The following is a 19,332-nucleotide window of genomic DNA, read 5'->3' as shown; positions in this document are numbered from 1 at the left end:
AGAGAAACAGCCTCACGAAGCGTAATTGGAGGCAGTGTTTCCGATTAGTCGAAAAAATGACCTGAATTGGTATTTGCCGGATAACTGACAAGCCATGGAAGGTTATGTCAAAAAGACTGCCGGTGGCCTTGAAGAGAGCATAAATGCGGTTAGAATGGCAAATGGAATGGATGCACTTGTTTTTTCTGTAGAAAGCATGATGGAGGATCGTTCTCATGAACTTACCCATGATCGACCGGGAATTTCCAACCGATGAATGTAAGTGGTTATTGAGACGAAAGAATTCTTCTTTCGATAAAATTAACAATTTTTTAAGTAACGAAGATTGAATTCTCTCCGGTTGTATGATATTTTAATCATACAAGCTGGAGGGAGTTTTTTTGATGAATAACGACGAACGGATCAATAACTTTGTTCATTACTTATCGATTGAACGACGTTATTCGGATGAAACTGTAAAAGCATATCTCCAAGATTTAAAGAAATTTGAAGCTTTTTTAGCTAGTACAGGTGCTTCTTCTTTTGTTGAAGTACGTTTAGCAGATATCCGAATATTTTTAAGTTATTTAGACGAAGAAAAATTAAGTAGAAATACCATATCACGAATTCTTTCAAGTTTACGAAGTTTTTACAACCATTTAATGCGAGAAAAAGTAATTCAAGAAAGTCCACTTTCAACTATTTCTTTTAAAAAACGGTCTTTACGACTTCCCAAATATCTATATGATGAGGAGTTAGAAAAAATATTCCTAGCCGCAGCCGGAACAAGTGTATTAGATTTACGAAATATTGCTTTATTGGAATTACTTTATGCGACAGGTATTCGTGTAAGTGAATGTCGGAATATCACGTTAACAGATATTGATTTTATGATGGGAATCATTTTAATAACTGGAAAAGGAAATAAAGAAAGATATGTTCCATTCGGACATTTTGCTTTGGAAGCCTTAGAGGATTACCTTGAAAATAGTCGGACCATTCTCATGAATCAATATCAAAAAGATCACGATATTCTTTTTGTAAATCGATTAGGAGACCCACTGACAAGTGGTGGTGTGGAATACATCTTAAAAACGATTATGAAAAAAACAGGAATGACGGGGGATTTGCATCCACATATGTTGCGTCATACCTTCGCTACTGATATGCTAAACCAGGGAGCAGATATGAGGACTGTCCAAGAACTCTTAGGTCATTCCAGTCTATCTTCCACACAAATCTATACTCACGTTACAAAAGAAGCTCTTCAAAGGAATTACAACTCCTTTCACCCTAGGGCAAAAAGGAAAAAATAATAGGTTGGTATTCAACAAAAAGGAGTAAGACAAATGACAACAATATGTGCGATTCAACATAACGGAAAATCTGCCATGGCAGGTGACGGACAAGTCACAATGGGAGAACAAGTAATTATGAAAGGTTCCGCAAAAAAAGTTCGCCGAATTTATAACGATCAAGTGATTGTTGGATTTGCTGGCGGAGTTGCGGATGCATTTACCTTAGAAGATAAGTTTGAAAAGAAACTAAATCAATATAAAGGCAACCTAATGCGTGCATCTATTGAAGTAGCGAAAGATTGGCGCGGTGATCGTGCTCTTCAAAAACTGGAAGCTTTATTGATTGTAATGAATAAAGATCAAATGTTACTAGTATCCGGAAGTGGAGAAGTTATTGAACCCGATGATGGGATTCTAACGATTGGTTCAGGTGGCAACTTTGCACTAGCAGCAGCAAGAGCGCTAAAACGAAATAGTACAGACTTAACTGCGAAACAAATGGCACAACAAAGTCTACAAATTGCATCAGAAATCTGTGTATTCACAAATGATCAAATCATTATTGATGAATTCGAGTAAAGAGGGGAACCCATTGAAAACAAATACAAATCAAACACCACGTGAAGTTGTATCAGAATTAGATAAATACATTATTGGACAAGACAATGCAAAAAAATCGGTTGCAGTTGCACTTCGTAATCGTTACCGACGGATGCATTTAGAAGATGACATGCAAAAAGAAGTAACACCTAAAAATATTATGATGATTGGACCAACAGGAGTAGGGAAGACGGAAATTGCGCGAAGACTAGCCAGTCTTGTTCATGCTCCATTTGTAAAAGTAGAAGCAACTAAATTTACTGAAGTTGGGTATGTCGGTCGTGATGTAGAGTCTATGGTTCGAGATTTAGTTGAAAATGCAATTTTTCTAGTAGAAAATGAAAAAAGAAGTGAAGTGTACAGTCAAGCCTATGAAAAAGCGTTGCAACGTATTGCAAAAGCTCTTAAACCAGGATTGAAAAAGAAGAAAACGACAACAAATGAAGCCAATCCATTACAAAGCATGTTCCAATCATTTGGAATGCCGGCAATGAATGAACCAGAGGAAGAAGCGGAAGAAGAAGTATCTACAGAGATTGCTGCAGCAAGAAAAGATATTATCGAACAAGTTCGTAAAGGTATTTTAGATAATCGTGAAGTAACGTTAACCGTCGAAGAAAAAGGCTCCAATCCTTTAGGATCAATGGGGAATGAACAAATGATGATGTTGCAATCAGCGTTAGAGTCTATGACACCGAAAAAGAAAGTAAAACGTACAATGTCAGTAAAAGATGCGGTAAAAGTTCTGACGGATGAAGAAACAGACAAATTGATTGATAAAAATGATCTTTCAACAGAAGCGTTACACTTAGCAGAAGAAAGTGGTATTATCTTTATTGATGAGATTGATAAAATTACCTCTAAATCTGATCAAGGAGGTCAAGTTTCTCGTGAGGGAGTACAAAGAGATATCCTTCCAATTGTTGAAGGATCACAAGTAACTACTAAGTACGGAAACATTCAAACGGATCATATCCTATTCATTGCATCGGGGGCTTTTCACGTATCCAAACCAAGTGACTTGATTCCTGAGTTACAAGGACGGTTTCCAATTCGTGTGGAACTGGATGATTTAACAGAAGAAGATTTTGTGCGGATATTAACTGAACCAGACAATGCTCTTATCAAACAATATATTGCTTTACTAGATACAGAAGATGTTTCCATTACATTTACAAAAGAAGCGATTGAACGTCTTGCTTCTCTTTCAGCTAAAATGAATGAAGAAACCGATAATATTGGAGCAAGAAGACTCCATACGATTTTGGAAAAATTATTGGAAGACCTTTTGTTTGAAGCTTCAGAAATGCCAGGAACAAAAATAACGATAACGGCGAACTACGTTGATGAAAAACTTTCCCATATTGTGGAAGATCAGGATTTACGTCGTTACATTCTGTGAGGGTACTATGGATGAATTATTAGAAAAACTTCGACTCATTAATCAAATGCTTCAGAAAGAGGGTGGATTTATTAATACCGCTGCCCTCCAAGATGGAAGTGAAGAGCTCCCTTTTCAAGAAATGACCAAAGTGTTGGCAGGTATCTTAGAGGCAAACGTTTATTTGATTGATGTAAAAGGCGATCTGTTAGGTTTCAGTGAAGCTATTGATATTAATAATGCGCGGGTCAAACAGATGCTAGTAGAAAAGAAATTCCCTTTAAACTATGCAAATGACTTAGCTGGCCTCTCCATTACTACAGCAAATATTGGGATTGAATCGGATATTACAGTATTTCCTATTGAAACTCGGGATATTTTTGTAAAAGGGCTCACAACGATTACTCCTATCTTTGCTGCTGGAAAACGGTTAGGTAGCCTTATTTTCGCAAGAATAGAGCCTTCTTTTGATAGTGGTGATTTAATCTTGGCAGAACATAGTGGTGCAGTCATGGGGATAGAAATGCTACATCTGATGAATCTCAAAACAGAAGCAGCTGCTAAAGTGGATACTTCTGTTGAAATTGCCTTGAAATCCATGTCCTATAGTGAATTAAAAGCGGCAAAAGAAATATTTAAAACTATTTCAGATTTGGATACCTTGATTAATGCCTCCAAAATAGCAGCTAAAAATGAAATTACGCGATCCGTTATTGTAAATGCTCTACGCAAGATGGAATCAGCAGGTATTCTAGAAAGTAAATCTTTAGGGATGAAAGGTACACATATCCGTGTGTTTTCCTCCCAATTGCTGGAAGCCATTAAACAGAAGTTACAGCGAGAATAATTTTATATGTAAAAAAGTGAAAAAGTTTGTATTGAATTGCATACAAACTTTTTCACTTTTTTTATTGAATTTGATTCTTACTTTTTGGTCTTCTTATGACCTAAGCCAAATGGAATTTTACTTTCCGTACCTTCCTTAATACGAGTAATATTAGGACGATGTTTGTAAATAATAAAAGATGTCAACATCACAGTCATTACTGTTAAGGGAAGATCACCTAAAAAGAATGAGATAATCACAGCTGTTAAACAAGCTAAAATACTGGATAAGCTCACCATACTAGAAATAAACAAATAAATGACGAAACTTGAGATAGCTAGTAGGAAGAACAAGGGATTATATGCTAAAATAATTCCAGCACTCGTTGCAACTGCTTTTCCTCCACGAAATCCGGCAAAAATTGGGACAGTATGTCCTACAGAAGCAATAACTCCTGTTATTAGAGGATGGATGTCTGCTCCTAACCAGATAGGCAATAAAGTAGCTACGGATCCTTTAAGGATATCTAAAATAAGAACTACCGTACCGGCTTTTGAACCTAAAACACGGAATGTGTTTGTAGTTCCCATATTCCCACTACCAAACTCACGGATATCTTTTTTATAAAGGAGTTTTCCAATCCACACACCTGAAGGAATCGATCCTAGTAAATAAGCAAGGATGATACAAATTAAAGAGGTCAAGCTGTTCACTCCTCAAATAAATGATTTAAATATAATACAAAGACAATATTAACATTATTTTTTAGTTTTTCCTACTATGTTTATAATAATTTATACGGATAGAATAAGGTTATCATCTACTTTTCTCTTTTACAAGAGTATGGTTTTACAGTATGATAATAGAATAGATGTTCGATTTACGGACGAATGAAGGAGTTTAAGTATGGTCGAAATAAATAAGAATTTGTACAATGATGAATCCATTCAAGTTTTAGAAGGAATGGAAGCGGTCCGTAAAAGACCAGGAATGTACATTGGTTCCACAGATAGCCGTGGACTTCATCATATGGTATATGAGATTGTTGACAATGCAGTCGATGAAGCTTTATCGGGTTATGCAGATGAAATAGAAATAATCATTCATAAAGATCAAAGTATCACTGTAACAGATAATGGAAGAGGGATGCCGATTGGGATGCACTCATCTGGAGTTCCAACCATGCAAGTTATTTTTACCGTTCTACACGCAGGTGGGAAATTTGGACAAGAAGGTGGATACAAGACATCTGGTGGACTACATGGTGTAGGAGCTAGCGTAGTGAACGCTCTCTCCGAATATTTAGATGTGTCCGTTGTACGAGATAAAACTCTTTATATGATGTCTTTTATAGATGGTGGGAAACCACACGGAAAAATAAAGAAAAAGAAAAATATCAATAAGAAAAATGGTAGTGTCGTTCACTTTTTACCTGATCCAATCATCTTTGGAAATGCACAATTATCCTATGATGTTTTAGCAGAACGAATGCGTGAATCTGCATTCCTTTTAAAAGGATTAAAAATCTCTATAACAGATGAACGTTCCGAAAAAAATGATACGTTTCTTTATGAAGAAGGGATTAAAGAGTTCGTAGCCTATTTAAATGAAGAAAAAGATAGCCTAAATGAAATTTCAAGTTTTAATGGAGAGGCAGAAGGTATTGAAGTAGATTTTGCATTTCAATACAATGATGCTTATTCTGAAACCATTTTATCTTTTGTCAATAATGTACGTACTAAAGATGGTGGAACACATGAAATTGGTGCAAAAACCGGTATGACAAAAGCATTCAATGAATATGCTAGAAAAGTCGGCTTGTTAAAGGAAAAGGATAAAAATCTAGAAGGAAGTGACGTGAGAGAAGGTCTTACAGCAGTACTTTCTTTACGCATCCCAGAACAGATTTTACAATTTGAAGGACAAACCAAAGGCAAGCTAGGTACCCCACAGGCACGCTCTATTGTGGACAACCTCATCAATGAAAAGTTAAGTGTATACCTCATTGAGAATGGGGATACAGCTCAAATGTTAGTTAGAAAGTCATTGAAGGCTCGTGAAGCCAGAGATGCTGCCCGAAAAGCAAGGGAACTTTCTCGAAATGGAAAGAAAAAAGGCAAAGGAGATTCTCTTCTTTCTGGTAAATTAACGCCAGCTCAAAGTAAGAATCCTAAAAGGAATGAATTATTTCTTGTCGAAGGGGATTCTGCTGGTGGTTCAGCTAAACAAGGAAGAGACCGAAAATTCCAGGCAATCCTTCCGTTACGAGGAAAAGTAATCAATACAGAACGAGCCAGTATTCAAGATATTTTTAAAAACGAAGAAATTAATACGATCATTCATACGATTGGTGCCGGAGTAGGAACTGATTTTGATTTAAAAGATAGTAACTATGACAAAGTCATTATCATGACGGATGCGGATACGGATGGGGCTCATATTCAAGTTCTATTACTGACATTTTTTTATCGATATATGAAAGAACTACTAGAAGCAGGGAAAATTTATTTGGCACAACCACCACTTTTTAAAATATCTAAAGGAATTGGTAAAAAGGAAAAAATTGAGTATGCGTGGACAGAAAAAGAATTAGTAGAAAAAACTAAAATCATTGGAAAAGGCTACATCCTTCAGCGATACAAAGGATTGGGTGAGATGAATGCTGACCAACTATGGGAAACAACCATGGATCCTGAATCTCGAACGTTAGTCCGAGTCCTAGTGGATGATAAAGCTCAATTAGAGCGAAGAGTAACAACGTTAATGGGAAATAAAGTAGAGCCGAGAAGAAGATGGATCGAGAAAAATGTTGAATTCTCTATGGAAGAAGAAAAAAGCATTTTAGAAGACGATTCCATTGATTTAAATGAAGTGAATGAAGGTTCAGAAGAAGTAAAAAAACAAATGAAAAAAGATAAAAAAGAAAAATTAATAGATAGAAGCGATGAAATTGATCAAATAGAGCTTCATATTGAAAGTGGTGACAGGTAGTGGGAGAAGCACAAGAACAAGGAATAAAAGAGTTGATGATGGAAGACATCATGAGTAATCGTTTTGGTCGCTATTCAAAGTACATTATTCAAGACCGTGCCCTTCCAGATATACGTGATGGATTGAAACCTGTACAGCGAAGGATTCTTTATGCTATGTACGTAGGTGGAAATACATCCGAAAAACAATTTAGAAAATCAGCAAAAACCGTCGGAAACGTCATCGGAAACTATCATCCGCATGGAGATTCTAGTGTTTATGAGGCGATGGTACGAATGAGTCAAGACTGGAAGATGCGGGAGCCTCTAATTGAGATGCACGGTAATAATGGAAGTATGGATGGAGATCCAGCAGCAGCGATGCGGTACACCGAAGCACGTCTGTCTAAAATATCTGCAGAGCTCTTACGTGATATTGATAAAGAAACTGTAGATTTTATTTTAAACTTTGATGATACAGATGAAGAGCCTATTGTTTTACCAGCACGCTATCCTAACTTGCTAGTTAATGGAACTACTGGGATTTCTGCAGGGTACGCAACGGATATCCCTCCTCATAACTTAGGAGAAGTAATTGATGCTACCTTGCATTTGATTGATCATCCAAATGCAACCTTAAGTCAGTTAATGAAATATGTGAAAGGACCTGATTTTCCTACTGGAGCAACTATTCAAGGCTTAGAAGGATTAAAAAGTGCTTACAAAACTGGAAAAGGGAAAGTAGTTGTTCGCTCTAAAACGGAGATTGAAAAGTTACGTGGTGGGAAACAACAAATTGTGATTAATGAAATTCCCTATGAAGTAAATAAGGCGGTTCTTGTTAAACGGATTGATGAAATAAGAATCAATAGAAAAATAGAAGGAATAGCAGAAGTTCGGGATGAGTCTGATCGAACCGGTCTTCAAATTGTGATAGAGCTGAAGAAAGAGGCCAATACAGACGGAATCTTGAATTATCTATTTAAGAACACCGATTTACAAATTAATTATAATTTTAATATGGTGGCAATTGATGAGAGACGTCCGAAGCAAGTTGGGTTAGCTGATATCTTACAAGCATATGTTGGCCATCAAAAAGAAGTAATCACTCGTAGAACAAATTATAACCTTAGAAAAGCAGAAGCACGTCTCCACATTGTAGATGCTCTTATTAAAGTGATGTCGATTTTGGATGAAGTTATTCATCTGATTCGTAATAGTAAAGATAAAAAAGACTCTAAAGAAAACTTAATGAAATCCTTTAATTTTACAGAAATTCAAGCAGAAGCAATCGTTTCTTTACAATTGTATCGATTAACGAATACAGATATTGTGGCTTTACAAAATGAAAAGTTAGAATTAAACGAACAAATTGCTTCTTACAATAGTATTTTAAAAAATGAGAAGATTTTGTATAAAGTGATGAAAAATGAACTTTCTGAAATTAAGAAAAAGTTCGCATCACCGAGAAGATCGATTGTAGAAGAAGAAATTGATGAAATTAAAATTGAAACCGAGTTTTTGATTGCCGAAGAAGAAGTGTATGTCGTATTAACTAAAGAGGGATACTATAAACGGACAAACCAACGTTCTTTTGGTGCTTCTGAATTAGAAAGTATCGGAATGCGTGATGGAGATCAACCATTGTTAATTGAAAAAGCATCTACTCTGGATGCTATTGCAATTTTTACAAATAAGGGGGATTATATTCATTTTCCTATTCATGAACTTCCAGAACTAAAATGGAAAGAAATGGGTCACCATTTATCCCAAACGATCCCCTTTAATTCCGAAGAAGAAGTGATAGCTGCAAAAATCCTACCAAATGGTGACAAGTATAAAGAAAACAAGCAAGTTCTTTTTATAACCAAGGAAGGATTTATTAAACAGAGTGAACTTTCTGAATACAAAACCTTTAGAGGATATCGTAAGAAAAAAGTGTTGCAATTAAATTAAAAACTAAAACAGATGTTGTGCAAAGTATTCATTTTGTTGAAGGACAAGCAAATCCAGAAGTCTTTTTAATTACCCATAGTGGCTATGCCTTGCGATACCTGGTAGAGGAAGCAACCATTACTGGGCTTAGAACAAGTGGAGTAAAGGCTATTAATCTTAAAGAAGAGGATTATGTAGTGGGCGGCGTAGTATTTGAAGAAGGAAACGATAAGTATCCAATCCTAATTATAACTCAACGAGGAAATGTTAAACGATTCCGTTCAGGTGAGGTTGCCCGAACGGGAAGAGCGAAGCGGGGCGTTCTACTTCTTAAAGAATTGAAAACAAATCCACATCGAGTTATTTATATGGATGAGACTTCTGATTTGAACACCATCTATTCCATTAAAACTTCTCGGGGAGCAGAAAAAGAAATTGTAAATAAAGATATTTCTTATACTCCTCGATACAGTAACGGATCTTCATTTTTAAATGAGCAAAGTGAGGGAGAAGTATTCTCCGTAAGAAAAATGTTTTTTTCTTCACAAACACTAAAATAAAAATGTGTTTTAGTACAAAAAGATAAGAATCGAACTGTTATATAATACAGTTCGATTCTTTTTGTTTCACACAGAAAGTGAAATAAGTAGCAGATTTTTTTAAAAATATATTTTTTTAAAAGGTTGTCAGAATAGACTTATGGGCGAAATAGATAAATAAAAAAGAAAAAATTGATTTTTTAATTGATAAGTGTTGCACAATCTTTTTAACGTGTTATACTATAAATATAAAACGTGTTACATATATCACTAATAAAAAAACAAAAATATTTTTAGGAGGAATCAAGCTCATGGAACAATGGCAGGGATTCAAAGGAAGAACTTGGAAACAGGAAGTTGACGTTCGCGATTTCATTCTCAATAACTATACGGAATATAAAGGTGACGAAGCATTCCTAGCTGAAGCAACAGAAAATACGAAAGAACTTTGGGAAGAAGTAATGGAATTAACGAAGCAAGAGCGAGATGCTGGTGGAGTTCTAGATATGGATACAAAAGTGGTTTCAACTATTGTTTCTCATGATGCTGGTTACCTCGATAAAGATAAAGAAAAAATTGTTGGATTTCAAACTGAAAAGCCACTAAAAAGAAGTTTAATGCCATTTGGTGGAATAAGAATGAGTGAGCAAGCGGCTTCTCAATCTGGCTATGAAATTGATTCAGAAATTTCAAAAATCTTCCGTGATTATAGAAAAACTCACAACCAAGGAGTTTTTGATGCCTATACAGCAGAAATGCGTGCAGCTCGCAGCGCAGGTATTATTACCGGTCTACCAGATGCGTATGGTCGTGGACGAATCATTGGAGACTATCGCCGTGTAGCTTTATACGGTGTAGACTACCTTATGCAAGATAAGTTAAATGAATACGAAAATATCGGCGATGGAACAATGACAGACGATATCATTCGTTTACGTGAAGAATTCAGTGAGCAGTATAGAGCTTTGAAAGAATTGAAAGAGTTAGGAAATATTTATGGATTTGATATTTCTAAACCAGCAAAAAATGCGCAAGAAGCATTCCAATGGTTGTACTTCGGATATCTAGCAGCTGTAAAACAACAAAACGGAGCGGCTATGTCTCTAGGACGTACTTCAACTTTCCTAGACGTTTATATTCAACGTGATTTGGAAAATGGAGTTATCACTGAACAAGAAGCTCAAGAAATTATTGATCATTTCGTAATGAAATTACGTTTGGTTAAGTATGCAAGAACACCTGATTACCAAGAACTATTCTCTGGAGATCCACAATGGGTAACAGAAGTAATTGGTGGAATGGCACTTGACGGACGTTCTATGGTTACAAAGAGTAGCTTCCGTTTCTTACGTACGCTAGAGAACCTAGGAGCAGCACCAGAACCTAATTTAACCGTTCTATGGTCTACTATGCTTCCGCAAGGCTTTAAAAACTACTGTTCTAAAATTTCAATTAGCACAAGTGCTATTCAATATGAAAATGATGATTTAATGCGTCCAGAGTGGGGCGATGACTATGGTATCGCATGTTGTGTATCAGCAATGAAGATTGGTAAACAAATGCAATTCTTTGGTGCTCGTGCAAACTTAGGTAAAACATTACTCTATGCAATTAATGGTGGAATTGATGAAAAAACTAAGAAACAAGTTGGACCTAAATACCAACCAATCACTTCTGAATATTTAGATTATGATGAAGTAATGGAAAAATATGATGTAATGATGGAATGGATTGTTAAGTTATATGTTAATACATTAAATGTAATTCACTACATGCATGATAAGTATTCATATGAGTCCTTAGAAATGGCACTACACGATACTCATGTTATGCGTACAATGGCAACTGGTATCGCTGGATTCTCAGTTGCTGCTGACTCACTTTCTGCAATCAAATATGCAAAAGTTAAAGTCATCAGAGGCGAAGATGGTATTACAACTGGTTTTGAAATTGAAGGCGACTATCCAAAATATGGTAACAACGATGATCGTGTAGACCAAATCGCAATCGATTTGTTGAAATCATTCATGAAAAAAGTTCAAAAACACCATACATACAGAGATTCTGTTACAACTACTTCTATTTTAACCATTACTTCTAACGTAGTATATGGTAAGAAAACTGGTTCTACTCCTGACGGTCGACTTGCAGGTGAACCATTTGCACCAGGTGCTAACCCAATGCATGGTAGAGATACTCATGGAGCTTTAGCTAGCCTATCATCTGTAGCTAAAATCCCTTACAAATATTCATTAGATGGAATTTCCAATACATTCTCTATCATTCCTAAAGCTTTAGGACGTGAAGAAGAAGTTCAAAAAGAAAATCTTTCAAATATGTTAGACGGATACATTAAAAAAGGTGGACACCATCTAAACGTGAACGTGTTTAACAGAGAGACTCTTCTAGATGCAATGGACCATCCAGAAAACTATCCACAATTGACTATACGTGTATCTGGTTACGCAGTAAACTTCATTAAATTGACTCGTGAGCAACAAATGGATGTTATCAATCGTACAATGCACGAAAGTATGTAAATTTAAAAAATAAAAAAAGGATAGATATAATATCTATCCTTTTTCTATTAATTGATGAAAAAGGAGTTAATGATGATGACCTCACCTCAAACTGGTTTCGTACATTCGACGGAAAGTTTTGGTTCTGTTGATGGCCCTGGAATCCGCTTTATAGTATTTATGCAAGGTTGCAGAATGAGATGTCAATTCTGTCACAATCCTGATACATGGGATATAGGTGGCGGAACTGAAATGACAACAGATGAAGTGCTAGATATGGCTCTTCAATATCAAGAATTCTGGGGTTCCAAGGGTGGTATCACGATCAGTGGCGGTGAGCCATTACTCCAAATCGATTTTTTGATTGAATTATTTACAAAAGCTAAAAAAGAAGGAGTCCACACGGCACTAGATACATGTGGACAACCCTTTACTTACGATGAGCCATTCTTTAGTCGTTTTGAAGAATTGATGGCTGTAACTGACTTAATTTTAATGGATATTAAACATATTGATCGTTTGAAACACAAAGAACTTACGATGTGGCCAAATGATAGTATTATTGAAATGACAAAATACTTATCAAAAATCGGAAAACCTGTATGGATTCGTCACGTACTTATTCCAGAACGGACAGATTATGATGAGTACCTTTCACGCCTAGGAGATTTTATTGCTACCTTGAAAAATGTAGTTAAAGTAGAAATTCTTCCCTATCATAAAATGGGGGTTTATAAATGGGAAACTCTTGAATTCCCTATAAATTAGAAGGAATTGATCCTCCAACTGCTGCTCGAGTAGAAAATGCTCGTAAATTATTACGTTGTGACGAATATATGGGGTATCAACAACTTTAAAAGAATAATAAAAGGGAAGGGCATGATTATTTATTGCCCTTTTCCTTTTTTTTATTATGATTGAAAGAACATATAAAAAGGAGAATTGATTAATGGAAAAGTTATTAGTATTTGGACACTTAAATCCAGACACAGATGCAATTGCATCAGCAATCACATTTGCACATTATCTAAATGAAATAGGAGTAGAAGCAGAAGCAGTTGCACTAGAAGCTCCTAATGAAGAAACAGCGTATGCTTTAAACCACTTTCATACAGAAGCACCTCGAGTTATTCATACGGCTTCTAATGAAACAAAGGCAGTTGCTTTAGTAGATCATAACGAAGCGCAGCAAAGTGTTTCTGATATTAAAGATGTTGAAGTAAAATATGTGGTTGATCATCATCGTATTTCAAATTTTGAAACAACTAATCCTTTATTTTACCGTGCAGAACCACTAGGATGTACGAATACAATTATTTATAAAATGTTTAGAGAAAAAGGACTAGAAATCTCAGTTTCATTAGCTGGCTTGATGCTTTCGGCAATTGTTTCTGACACCTTACTATTCAAATCGCCTACTTGTACCAACGAGGACCAGGAAGCAGCAAAAGAACTCGCCACTCTTGCTGGAGTTGATATTGAAGAGTACGGTCTAGAAATGTTAAAAGCAGGTACAAACTTAACTAGTAAATCAAATGAGGAACTATTAGATTTGGACGCAAAATCATTTCCAATGAGTGATAAAAGCGTTCGAATCGCACAAGTTAACACTGTAGACATTGATGAAGTTATCGAAAGAAAAGAGGACTTATGTACGCTTATGAATACAAGAAATACAACAGAAGGGTATGACTTATTCGTTCTCGTTATCACTGATATCATCGAAAGTAACTCTACTATTTTAGCAGTTGGAGATGGAGTTGATGTTGTTAAAAATGCCTTCCATGTTGATTTAGAAGGGCATGCAGCATTCCTTCCCGGAGTTGTATCTCGTAAAAAACAGGTAGTTCCACAACTTACAAAAGCATATTCTAAATAAATCATTATAACTATAGACTGAGTCTTTTCTGTTCAGTCTATTTTTTTATTTTTAAAATGGTAAAGAAAAGAAGTTTTTCAGAATTGTGATATACTCAAAATAGAATATGAAATGAATAAATAGAAAGTAGGAGAGCCGTTTGAAAATAGGAGTTTTATCTGATTTGCATATTGATATGAACGAAAAGAAATTAGAAATAGGCCAAAAATATGATCGGCTTCTTGCGGACCTATTATATAATAATGAAATCGATTTACTTTTGTTAGCAGGAGATATTAGTTCGGACTACCATGATTCTTTGAAATTTCTAGATCAGATGGCAGAACATGATGTATCTGAGATTTTGTTTGTACCAGGAAATCATGATTTTTGGTCGATTCGAAATGGTGAAACAAATACAAAAGAAATATACAAAGCCTTTCAAGATAGAGAAGAATCCCCAGTAAGAAATCCATTTATTATAAATGATCAAACGGCAATTGTAGGCAACCCTGGGTGGTATGATTATGGCTTTGCTAGTGACAAGTATTCGACGGTGGAGTTTGAAAATAAAAAATTGAAGGTAGGAGGTTGGAATGATCGATTATTTGTTCACTGGAACGAGCCAGATCAAGTTGTAGCTCAGCAGATGTTAGATCAAATCGAAAACGATATTCAGCTAGTGGGGGATAGGGAAATCATTCTAATGACTCATGTAGTTACACACCCTCAGTTTGTTGTACCACTACCCAATCGTATTTATGATTATTATAATGCTTTTCTAGGAGCCAAAAGCTACTATAGTCTCTACGAAAAATATCCTATTAAGCATAGTATAATGGGACATGTACACTTTCGAAAAACACTCATTGAAAATGGTATTCAGTATTACTGTTCCTGTTTAGGAAATGGAAAACATTGGTATACAAATGATGCCTATACTGAATTATCCTATACACTAGAAACATTTCTAATTAATGAATAATAAATGTAGAGAGTGAAGTGAAGATCGTGATAGCTATTCAGTTAAATGAAAATCGTACCTACACGAAAACAGATAACTGGGAACGAGCAAAATGGCTGCATTTTTCTAATCCATCACCTGAAGAGATCTATTTTTTGAAAAAAGAACACGAAATTCCTTCTGATTTTATTATTGATGTTTTAGATCGTTATGAAGTTCCTAGACAAGAACTGTATCAAAATGAAAAAGGAGAAAAATTCCACCTTTTAATTGTTTTATATTCAAAAGTAAAAAAGCAATTGGAGAATTATCGAGAATATCAAACACTACCATTAGCTATTATTGTCTCTGATAATCAAATTTTTACAATCAGTTCGGAAACACCTCTTTTTTTGAAAGATATTTATGAGAATAAATCAAAATTACATTCTAATATTTTAAGAGGAAACCATATTGTTTTAGATATTTTATGGGAGTTAACTCATTCATTTATACTAGATATTGCTGAAATTGATCATACAAGAGAAGAAATGGAAAAAAATATTGTATCAACTACAAAAAATGAGGCTTTCTATCAATTAATCGCCATTCATAAAAATTTAGTTTATTTTAATACGGGAATTAGTAAGAATCATATAATTATTCGTAGTCTGATAGAGAGCGATATATATTCAGATGATGTAAATGGAAAAAGTCTCCTGCACGATATAAAAATACTATCTAATCAAGCAGAAGTGATGGTTCATGAGGCCAATCAAATGATCGACCAATTAAGTGAGGTCTTCTCGAGTGTAATCGCAAATAATTTAAATAATATCATGAAATTCTTAACTTCTTTAACAATCGTACTAACGATTCCAACAATTATTGGGGCTTTTTGGGGAATGAATGTTGGGTTACCTATTGATAGAAGTCCATTTGCTTTTATCATTTTAGTGATTATCTCCATTCTATTAAGTATTGGTACGATTTATTGGTTAAAGAAAAAAGATTACTTATAAAAAAGAGAGAAGACAGAAAAAATACTGTCTTCTCTCTTTTTTACAACCAGGAACCTGTATAGTGATGAATGGAGTAGGTTTCATCTGTATCATTAATTTCACGAGTCCAGTAGCTTTTAGGTGAAAAATAAACTCTAGGGAAAATAGTTATTCCTAATATTTCTTGTTTTTCATTATTTAACTCTAATCCATGCTCTTGTAAAATTTCTGTAATTCTAATTACATTTGTTTTTTCATTTAAAGTGCCATCTTCATTTTTAAAATTGCGTTCATCATAATCAGAGAAAAGCATTTCTATAGTTGGATGATGGGGGACTGCTGCAATCATTGCAGTAGAAATGGTCGTTTCTACCTCAAAGCCCATAAATGCCTCTAATGTTAATAAATCATCCAAAGGCCGAATGACTTCCATATCCGTATCCATATAAATACCACCATGTTCTTTCAAGGCATACAAACGAGCTACATCAGAAACGAAGGCCCATTTTTCTTCTGCATAAGCCTCTTTTACATAGTCACCCATATTTTCAACATCAAAGGTTTCCTCATTCCAAACCATTATCTTATAGTCTGGACAAAATTTTTCCCAGCTAGCCATAACTTCTCTCTCAGTTTCTCCTAGTGGATTCCCACCAAACCAGCAGTAATGAATAATTTTAGGAATCATTTGTTCTCCTCCTTAATAATAGACAGCGACTCTATACCTATATTGTAAAGGAAATCAATTATTCTACCAAATTTTTAAATGTTTATGATTAGAATGATGAAATTAAGGCTATAAACAAATGAATTTATAATGAGAAAAGGTTTGACATCTCTTTTTTTATAAAGTATAGTGATAAAAAGAATAAAACAACGACATGAATTAGAGGCTGCGAAAACCATTAGTAGGAAACGAAAGGGGAATTCGCCGAAGTATCAATACAATTGATATTGGGGCTATGTTGAAAAGACATAGAACTATCAAGGTAAAATGCCCATTTTACCTATGGTGAGCTATTCATGTTGGGGCAAAAGGACGATTCTCAATCGTGAGCCTTTTGCTCACGGTTTTTTTATATTCTTTTTTAAAATAGATAAAAGGAAAAGGGGAATATAAAGATGAGAAATATTTGGAAAAAAGCAGCATTATTTTTGGGAGCAACAACACTATTGGCAGCATGTGGTTCAGGTTCGAGTGAGGATGAGCTTGTAGTAGGAATGGAAGCCGCATATGCCCCTTACAACTGGACACAAACAGATGAAAGTAATGGTGCTGTTCCAATTGAGGGAACAAATGAATTTGCTGGTGGTTATGATGTTGAAATTGCTAAAAAAATAGCAGAGAGTTTAGACAAAGAATTAGTTATTTTAAAAACAGAATGGGATGGATTAGTTCCAGCACTTCAAGCTAATAAAATTGATGCAATCATTGCAGGAATGTCCCCAACCGAAGATCGTAAAGAGACTATTAGTTTCAGTGATCCTTATTTAGAATCACAATTAGTTATAGTTGTAGCAAGTGGAAGTGAATTTGCAAGTGCAACGTCGTTAGAAGATTTTTCCGGAGCAAAAATTACAGCTCAACTCAATACATTTCACTATAATATGATTGATCAAATTCCAGATATTGAAAAAGATACAGCGATGGAAAGTTTCTCCTCCATGCGTGTTGCATTACAATCTGGTACCATCGATGGATACATTTCAGAATACCCAGAAGCAATTAGTGCATCAGAAGCAAATGATGCATTTACATTTGTAGAGTTTGAAGATGGATTTGAAACGGACCCTGAAGAAACCACTATTGCAATCGGTATTCGTAAAGAGGAACCTTTACTAGAAGATATGAATACTGCACTAAATGGCATCACAGAAGATGAAAGACAAGAGTTGATGAATCAAGCAATTGCTAATCAACCAGCAGCTAATTAATAAAGAAAGTTGAGGAATTATTTTGAATAACTTATGGAAAATTTTTACAGATAACTCTTCTCTTTTTTTAAATGGTGCATGGGTAACCCTTTATATTTCACTTATTGGAACAATCTTAGGTCTCATCATTGGACTGATATTGGGTGTCGTGCGAACCATTCCTCAACCAGATAAAGGAATAAAACGTTTCATCTTAAAAACAAGTAATTTTATTTCTACTATTTATATTGAATCTTTCGTGGAACTCCCATGATTGTTCAAGCGATGGTATTTTATTATGGTTCAGCCATCGCTTTTGGTTGGGATTTAAATAGAATTGCGGCAGCAATTTTTATTGTATCCATTAATACGGGAGCTTATATTACAGAGATTGTCAGAGGTGGAATTATTTCCATTGATGAAGGACAATTTGAAGGTGCAGAAGCAATTGGGATGACACACTGGCAAAGCATGAGGATTGTGGTTATGCCTCAAGTTCTCCGTAATATCTTACCAGCTGTCGGAAATGAATTTGTCATTAATATTAAGGATACTTCTGTATTGAATGTTATTTCTGTTACAGAATTATTTTTCCAAACAAAAACGGTAGCGGGTGTCAACTTCGATTACTTTGGTCCTTTTACAGTAGCGTGTATTCTATACTTAATTATGACGTTTACCGTTACAACCATCTTACGTACCATTGAAAAAAGATTAGATGGTCCTAAAACCTACCAAATGATTGGTGGAAATCAATCTCAAGTAATGGATATTGATAAAGCAGCTACGTTTAAAGAGGTGGAAAAATGAGTGCAATAATGGAAGTAAAAAAATTAAGTAAAAAATTTGGTGAGAGAGAAGTATTAAAAGATATTAGTTTTGAAGTAGAAAAGGGAAAAGTTATTTGTTTGATTGGTGCTTCTGGTTCAGGAAAGTCTACTTTACTACGTTGTTTGAATTTATTAGAAAAACCAACAACGGGTGAAATCTATTATAAGAATCAAAATATTTTAGAAAATCAAATGAATATTTTTCAGTATCGTTCTAAAGTTGGAATGGTTTTCCAGCAATTTAACTTATTTAAAAATTTAAATGTACTTGAAAATTGTGTAGTGGGACAGACTAATGTCATGAAAATATCTAAAAAAGAAGCAGAGAATAAAGCTCTTCATTTTCTTCAAGAGGTAGGGATGGAACCATTTATTCATGCTAGACCTGCACAGCTTTCTGGTGGACAAATGCAAAGAGTAGCCATTGCCCGAGCGCTATCTATGGAGCCAGACTTACTTTTGTTTGATGAACCCACTTCTGCGTTAGATCCACAGACAGTAGGAGAAGTTTTAAGAGTAATGAAGCAATTAGCTGATTCTGGACTAACAATGATTGTAGTCACACATGAAATGCAGTTTGCTCAAGAAGTATCGGACCATATCATTTTCATGGATCAAGGCGTGATTGAGGAAGAGGGGACACCGGACCAAATTTTTAATCATCCTAAAAATGAACGTACGAAAGAATTCTTGCATCGTATTTTAGCATCACCATTTTAATAAACCTTCGTAAACCCAGC

General features: G+C 35.0%; 13 protein-coding genes, 3 pseudogenes and 1 riboswitch. Of the genes and pseudogenes, 14 read left to right on the top strand and 2 right to left on the bottom strand.

Annotated elements, in window-relative coordinates; translation table 11 throughout:
- Positions 1–94: 94 nt before the first annotated feature.
- The 5 genes from LZ578_RS07080 (at position 95) to codY (ending at position 4,105) form a co-directional block, all read left to right on the top strand.
- The gene (locus LZ578_RS07080; RefSeq protein WP_235144491.1) at positions 95–256 is read left to right on the top strand and encodes a hypothetical protein; all 162 of its coding nucleotides are present in this window, start codon (positions 95–97) and stop codon (positions 254–256) included.
- Between the two features lie 127 nt (positions 257–383).
- On the top strand, positions 384–1,295 hold the full coding sequence (gene xerC / locus LZ578_RS07075) for a tyrosine recombinase XerC (protein ID WP_235144490.1): 912 nt from the start codon (positions 384–386) through the stop codon (positions 1,293–1,295).
- 33 nt (positions 1,296–1,328) lie between these two features.
- A complete protein-coding gene (hslV, locus tag LZ578_RS07070) occupies positions 1,329–1,856 on the top strand; it encodes an HslVU peptidase proteolytic subunit (RefSeq protein ID WP_235144489.1) in 528 nt (175 codons plus the stop codon).
- 13 nt (positions 1,857–1,869) lie between these two features.
- Positions 1,870–3,279 (top strand): ATP-dependent protease ATPase subunit HslU, encoded by a 1,410-nt coding sequence (hslU, locus tag LZ578_RS07065; protein WP_235144488.1) that lies wholly within the window; start codon positions 1,870–1,872, stop codon positions 3,277–3,279.
- 7 nt (positions 3,280–3,286) lie between these two features.
- Complete coding sequence (gene codY, locus LZ578_RS07060) at positions 3,287–4,105, top strand: GTP-sensing pleiotropic transcriptional regulator CodY (protein WP_235144487.1); 819 nt, start codon at positions 3,287–3,289, stop codon at positions 4,103–4,105.
- A 77-nt stretch (positions 4,106–4,182) separates the two neighbouring features.
- Here the strand turns inward: codY and plsY are convergent, their stop codons facing one another.
- Positions 4,183–4,788 (bottom strand): glycerol-3-phosphate 1-O-acyltransferase PlsY, encoded by a 606-nt coding sequence (gene plsY, locus LZ578_RS07055; RefSeq protein ID WP_235144486.1) that lies wholly within the window; start codon positions 4,786–4,788, stop codon positions 4,183–4,185.
- 202 nt (positions 4,789–4,990) lie between these two features.
- Here plsY and parE point away from each other — a divergent pair, with 202 nt between their 5' ends.
- The 7 genes and pseudogenes from parE (at position 4,991) to LZ578_RS07020 (ending at position 15,869) form a co-directional block, all read left to right on the top strand.
- Complete coding sequence (gene parE, locus LZ578_RS07050) at positions 4,991–7,075, top strand: DNA topoisomerase IV subunit B (RefSeq protein ID WP_235144485.1); 2,085 nt, start codon at positions 4,991–4,993, stop codon at positions 7,073–7,075.
- A 35-nt stretch (positions 7,076–7,110) separates the two neighbouring features.
- Positions 7,111–9,548: pseudogene (gene parC / locus LZ578_RS07045) on the top strand (DNA topoisomerase IV subunit A).
- 290 nt (positions 9,549–9,838) lie between these two features.
- Complete coding sequence (pflB, locus tag LZ578_RS07040) at positions 9,839–12,067, top strand: formate C-acetyltransferase (protein WP_235144484.1); 2,229 nt, start codon at positions 9,839–9,841, stop codon at positions 12,065–12,067.
- A 75-nt stretch (positions 12,068–12,142) separates the two neighbouring features.
- Positions 12,143–12,903 (top strand): annotated as a pseudogene (pflA, locus tag LZ578_RS07035) (pyruvate formate-lyase-activating protein).
- A gap of 92 nt (positions 12,904–12,995) precedes the next feature.
- Positions 12,996–13,925, top strand: a complete 930-nt coding sequence (locus LZ578_RS07030) for a manganese-dependent inorganic pyrophosphatase (protein ID WP_235144483.1) — start codon at positions 12,996–12,998, stop codon at positions 13,923–13,925.
- A 139-nt stretch (positions 13,926–14,064) separates the two neighbouring features.
- Positions 14,065–14,889 carry a metallophosphoesterase gene (locus LZ578_RS07025; protein WP_235144482.1) on the top strand — a complete coding sequence of 275 codons (825 nt, stop codon included), beginning with the start codon at positions 14,065–14,067 and terminating at the stop codon, positions 14,887–14,889.
- A 17-nt stretch (positions 14,890–14,906) separates the two neighbouring features.
- Positions 14,907–15,869: a magnesium transporter CorA family protein gene (locus LZ578_RS07020; RefSeq protein WP_235144481.1), complete on the top strand. Its 963-nt coding sequence runs from the start codon at positions 14,907–14,909 to the stop codon at positions 15,867–15,869.
- Between the two features lie 40 nt (positions 15,870–15,909).
- On the opposite strand, the gene LZ578_RS07015 is transcribed toward LZ578_RS07020, so the two are convergent.
- Positions 15,910–16,536: a glycosyltransferase family 32 protein gene (locus LZ578_RS07015; protein WP_235144480.1), complete on the bottom strand. Its 627-nt coding sequence runs from the start codon at positions 16,534–16,536 to the stop codon at positions 15,910–15,912.
- 191 nt (positions 16,537–16,727) lie between these two features.
- Positions 16,728–16,876: riboswitch (Lysine riboswitch) on the top strand.
- A 94-nt stretch (positions 16,877–16,970) separates the two neighbouring features.
- Between LZ578_RS07015 and LZ578_RS12705 the strand changes: the two are divergent.
- Positions 16,971–18,572, top strand: a pseudogene (locus tag LZ578_RS12705) (ABC transporter permease subunit).
- A complete protein-coding gene (locus LZ578_RS06995; RefSeq protein WP_311198567.1) occupies positions 18,569–19,312 on the top strand; it encodes an amino acid ABC transporter ATP-binding protein in 744 nt (247 codons plus the stop codon). The pseudogene LZ578_RS12705 and the gene LZ578_RS06995 overlap by 4 nt, the downstream one beginning before the upstream one ends.
- Positions 19,313–19,332 lie beyond the last annotated feature (20 nt).

The organism is Jeotgalibaca sp. MA1X17-3, from assembly GCF_021513155.1.
GTDB lineage: Bacteria > Bacillota > Bacilli > Lactobacillales > Aerococcaceae > Jeotgalibaca.
Note: the sequence above shows the minus strand (reverse complement) of the source record. Positions and strands in the feature narration are given on the sequence as shown.

Bases quoted from the DNA above. Each gene is read 5' to 3' on its own strand.
- LZ578_RS07080 (WP_235144491.1), top strand. From the start codon at position 95: ATGGAAGGTTATGTCAAAAAGACTGCCGGTGGCCTTGAAGAGAGCATA.
- xerC (WP_235144490.1), top strand. From the start codon at position 384: ATGAATAACGACGAACGGATCAATAACTTTGTTCATTACTTATCGATT.
- hslV (WP_235144489.1), top strand. From the start codon at position 1,329: ATGACAACAATATGTGCGATTCAACATAACGGAAAATCTGCCATGGCA.
- codY (WP_235144487.1), top strand. From the start codon at position 3,287: ATGGATGAATTATTAGAAAAACTTCGACTCATTAATCAAATGCTTCAG.
- parE (WP_235144485.1), top strand. From the start codon at position 4,991: ATGGTCGAAATAAATAAGAATTTGTACAATGATGAATCCATTCAAGTT.
- pflB (WP_235144484.1), top strand. From the start codon at position 9,839: ATGGAACAATGGCAGGGATTCAAAGGAAGAACTTGGAAACAGGAAGTT.
- LZ578_RS07030 (WP_235144483.1), top strand. From the start codon at position 12,996: ATGGAAAAGTTATTAGTATTTGGACACTTAAATCCAGACACAGATGCA.
- LZ578_RS07015 (WP_235144480.1), bottom strand. From the start codon at position 16,536: ATGATTCCTAAAATTATTCATTACTGCTGGTTTGGTGGGAATCCACTA.
- LZ578_RS06995 (WP_311198567.1), top strand. From the start codon at position 18,569: ATGAGTGCAATAATGGAAGTAAAAAAATTAAGTAAAAAATTTGGTGAG.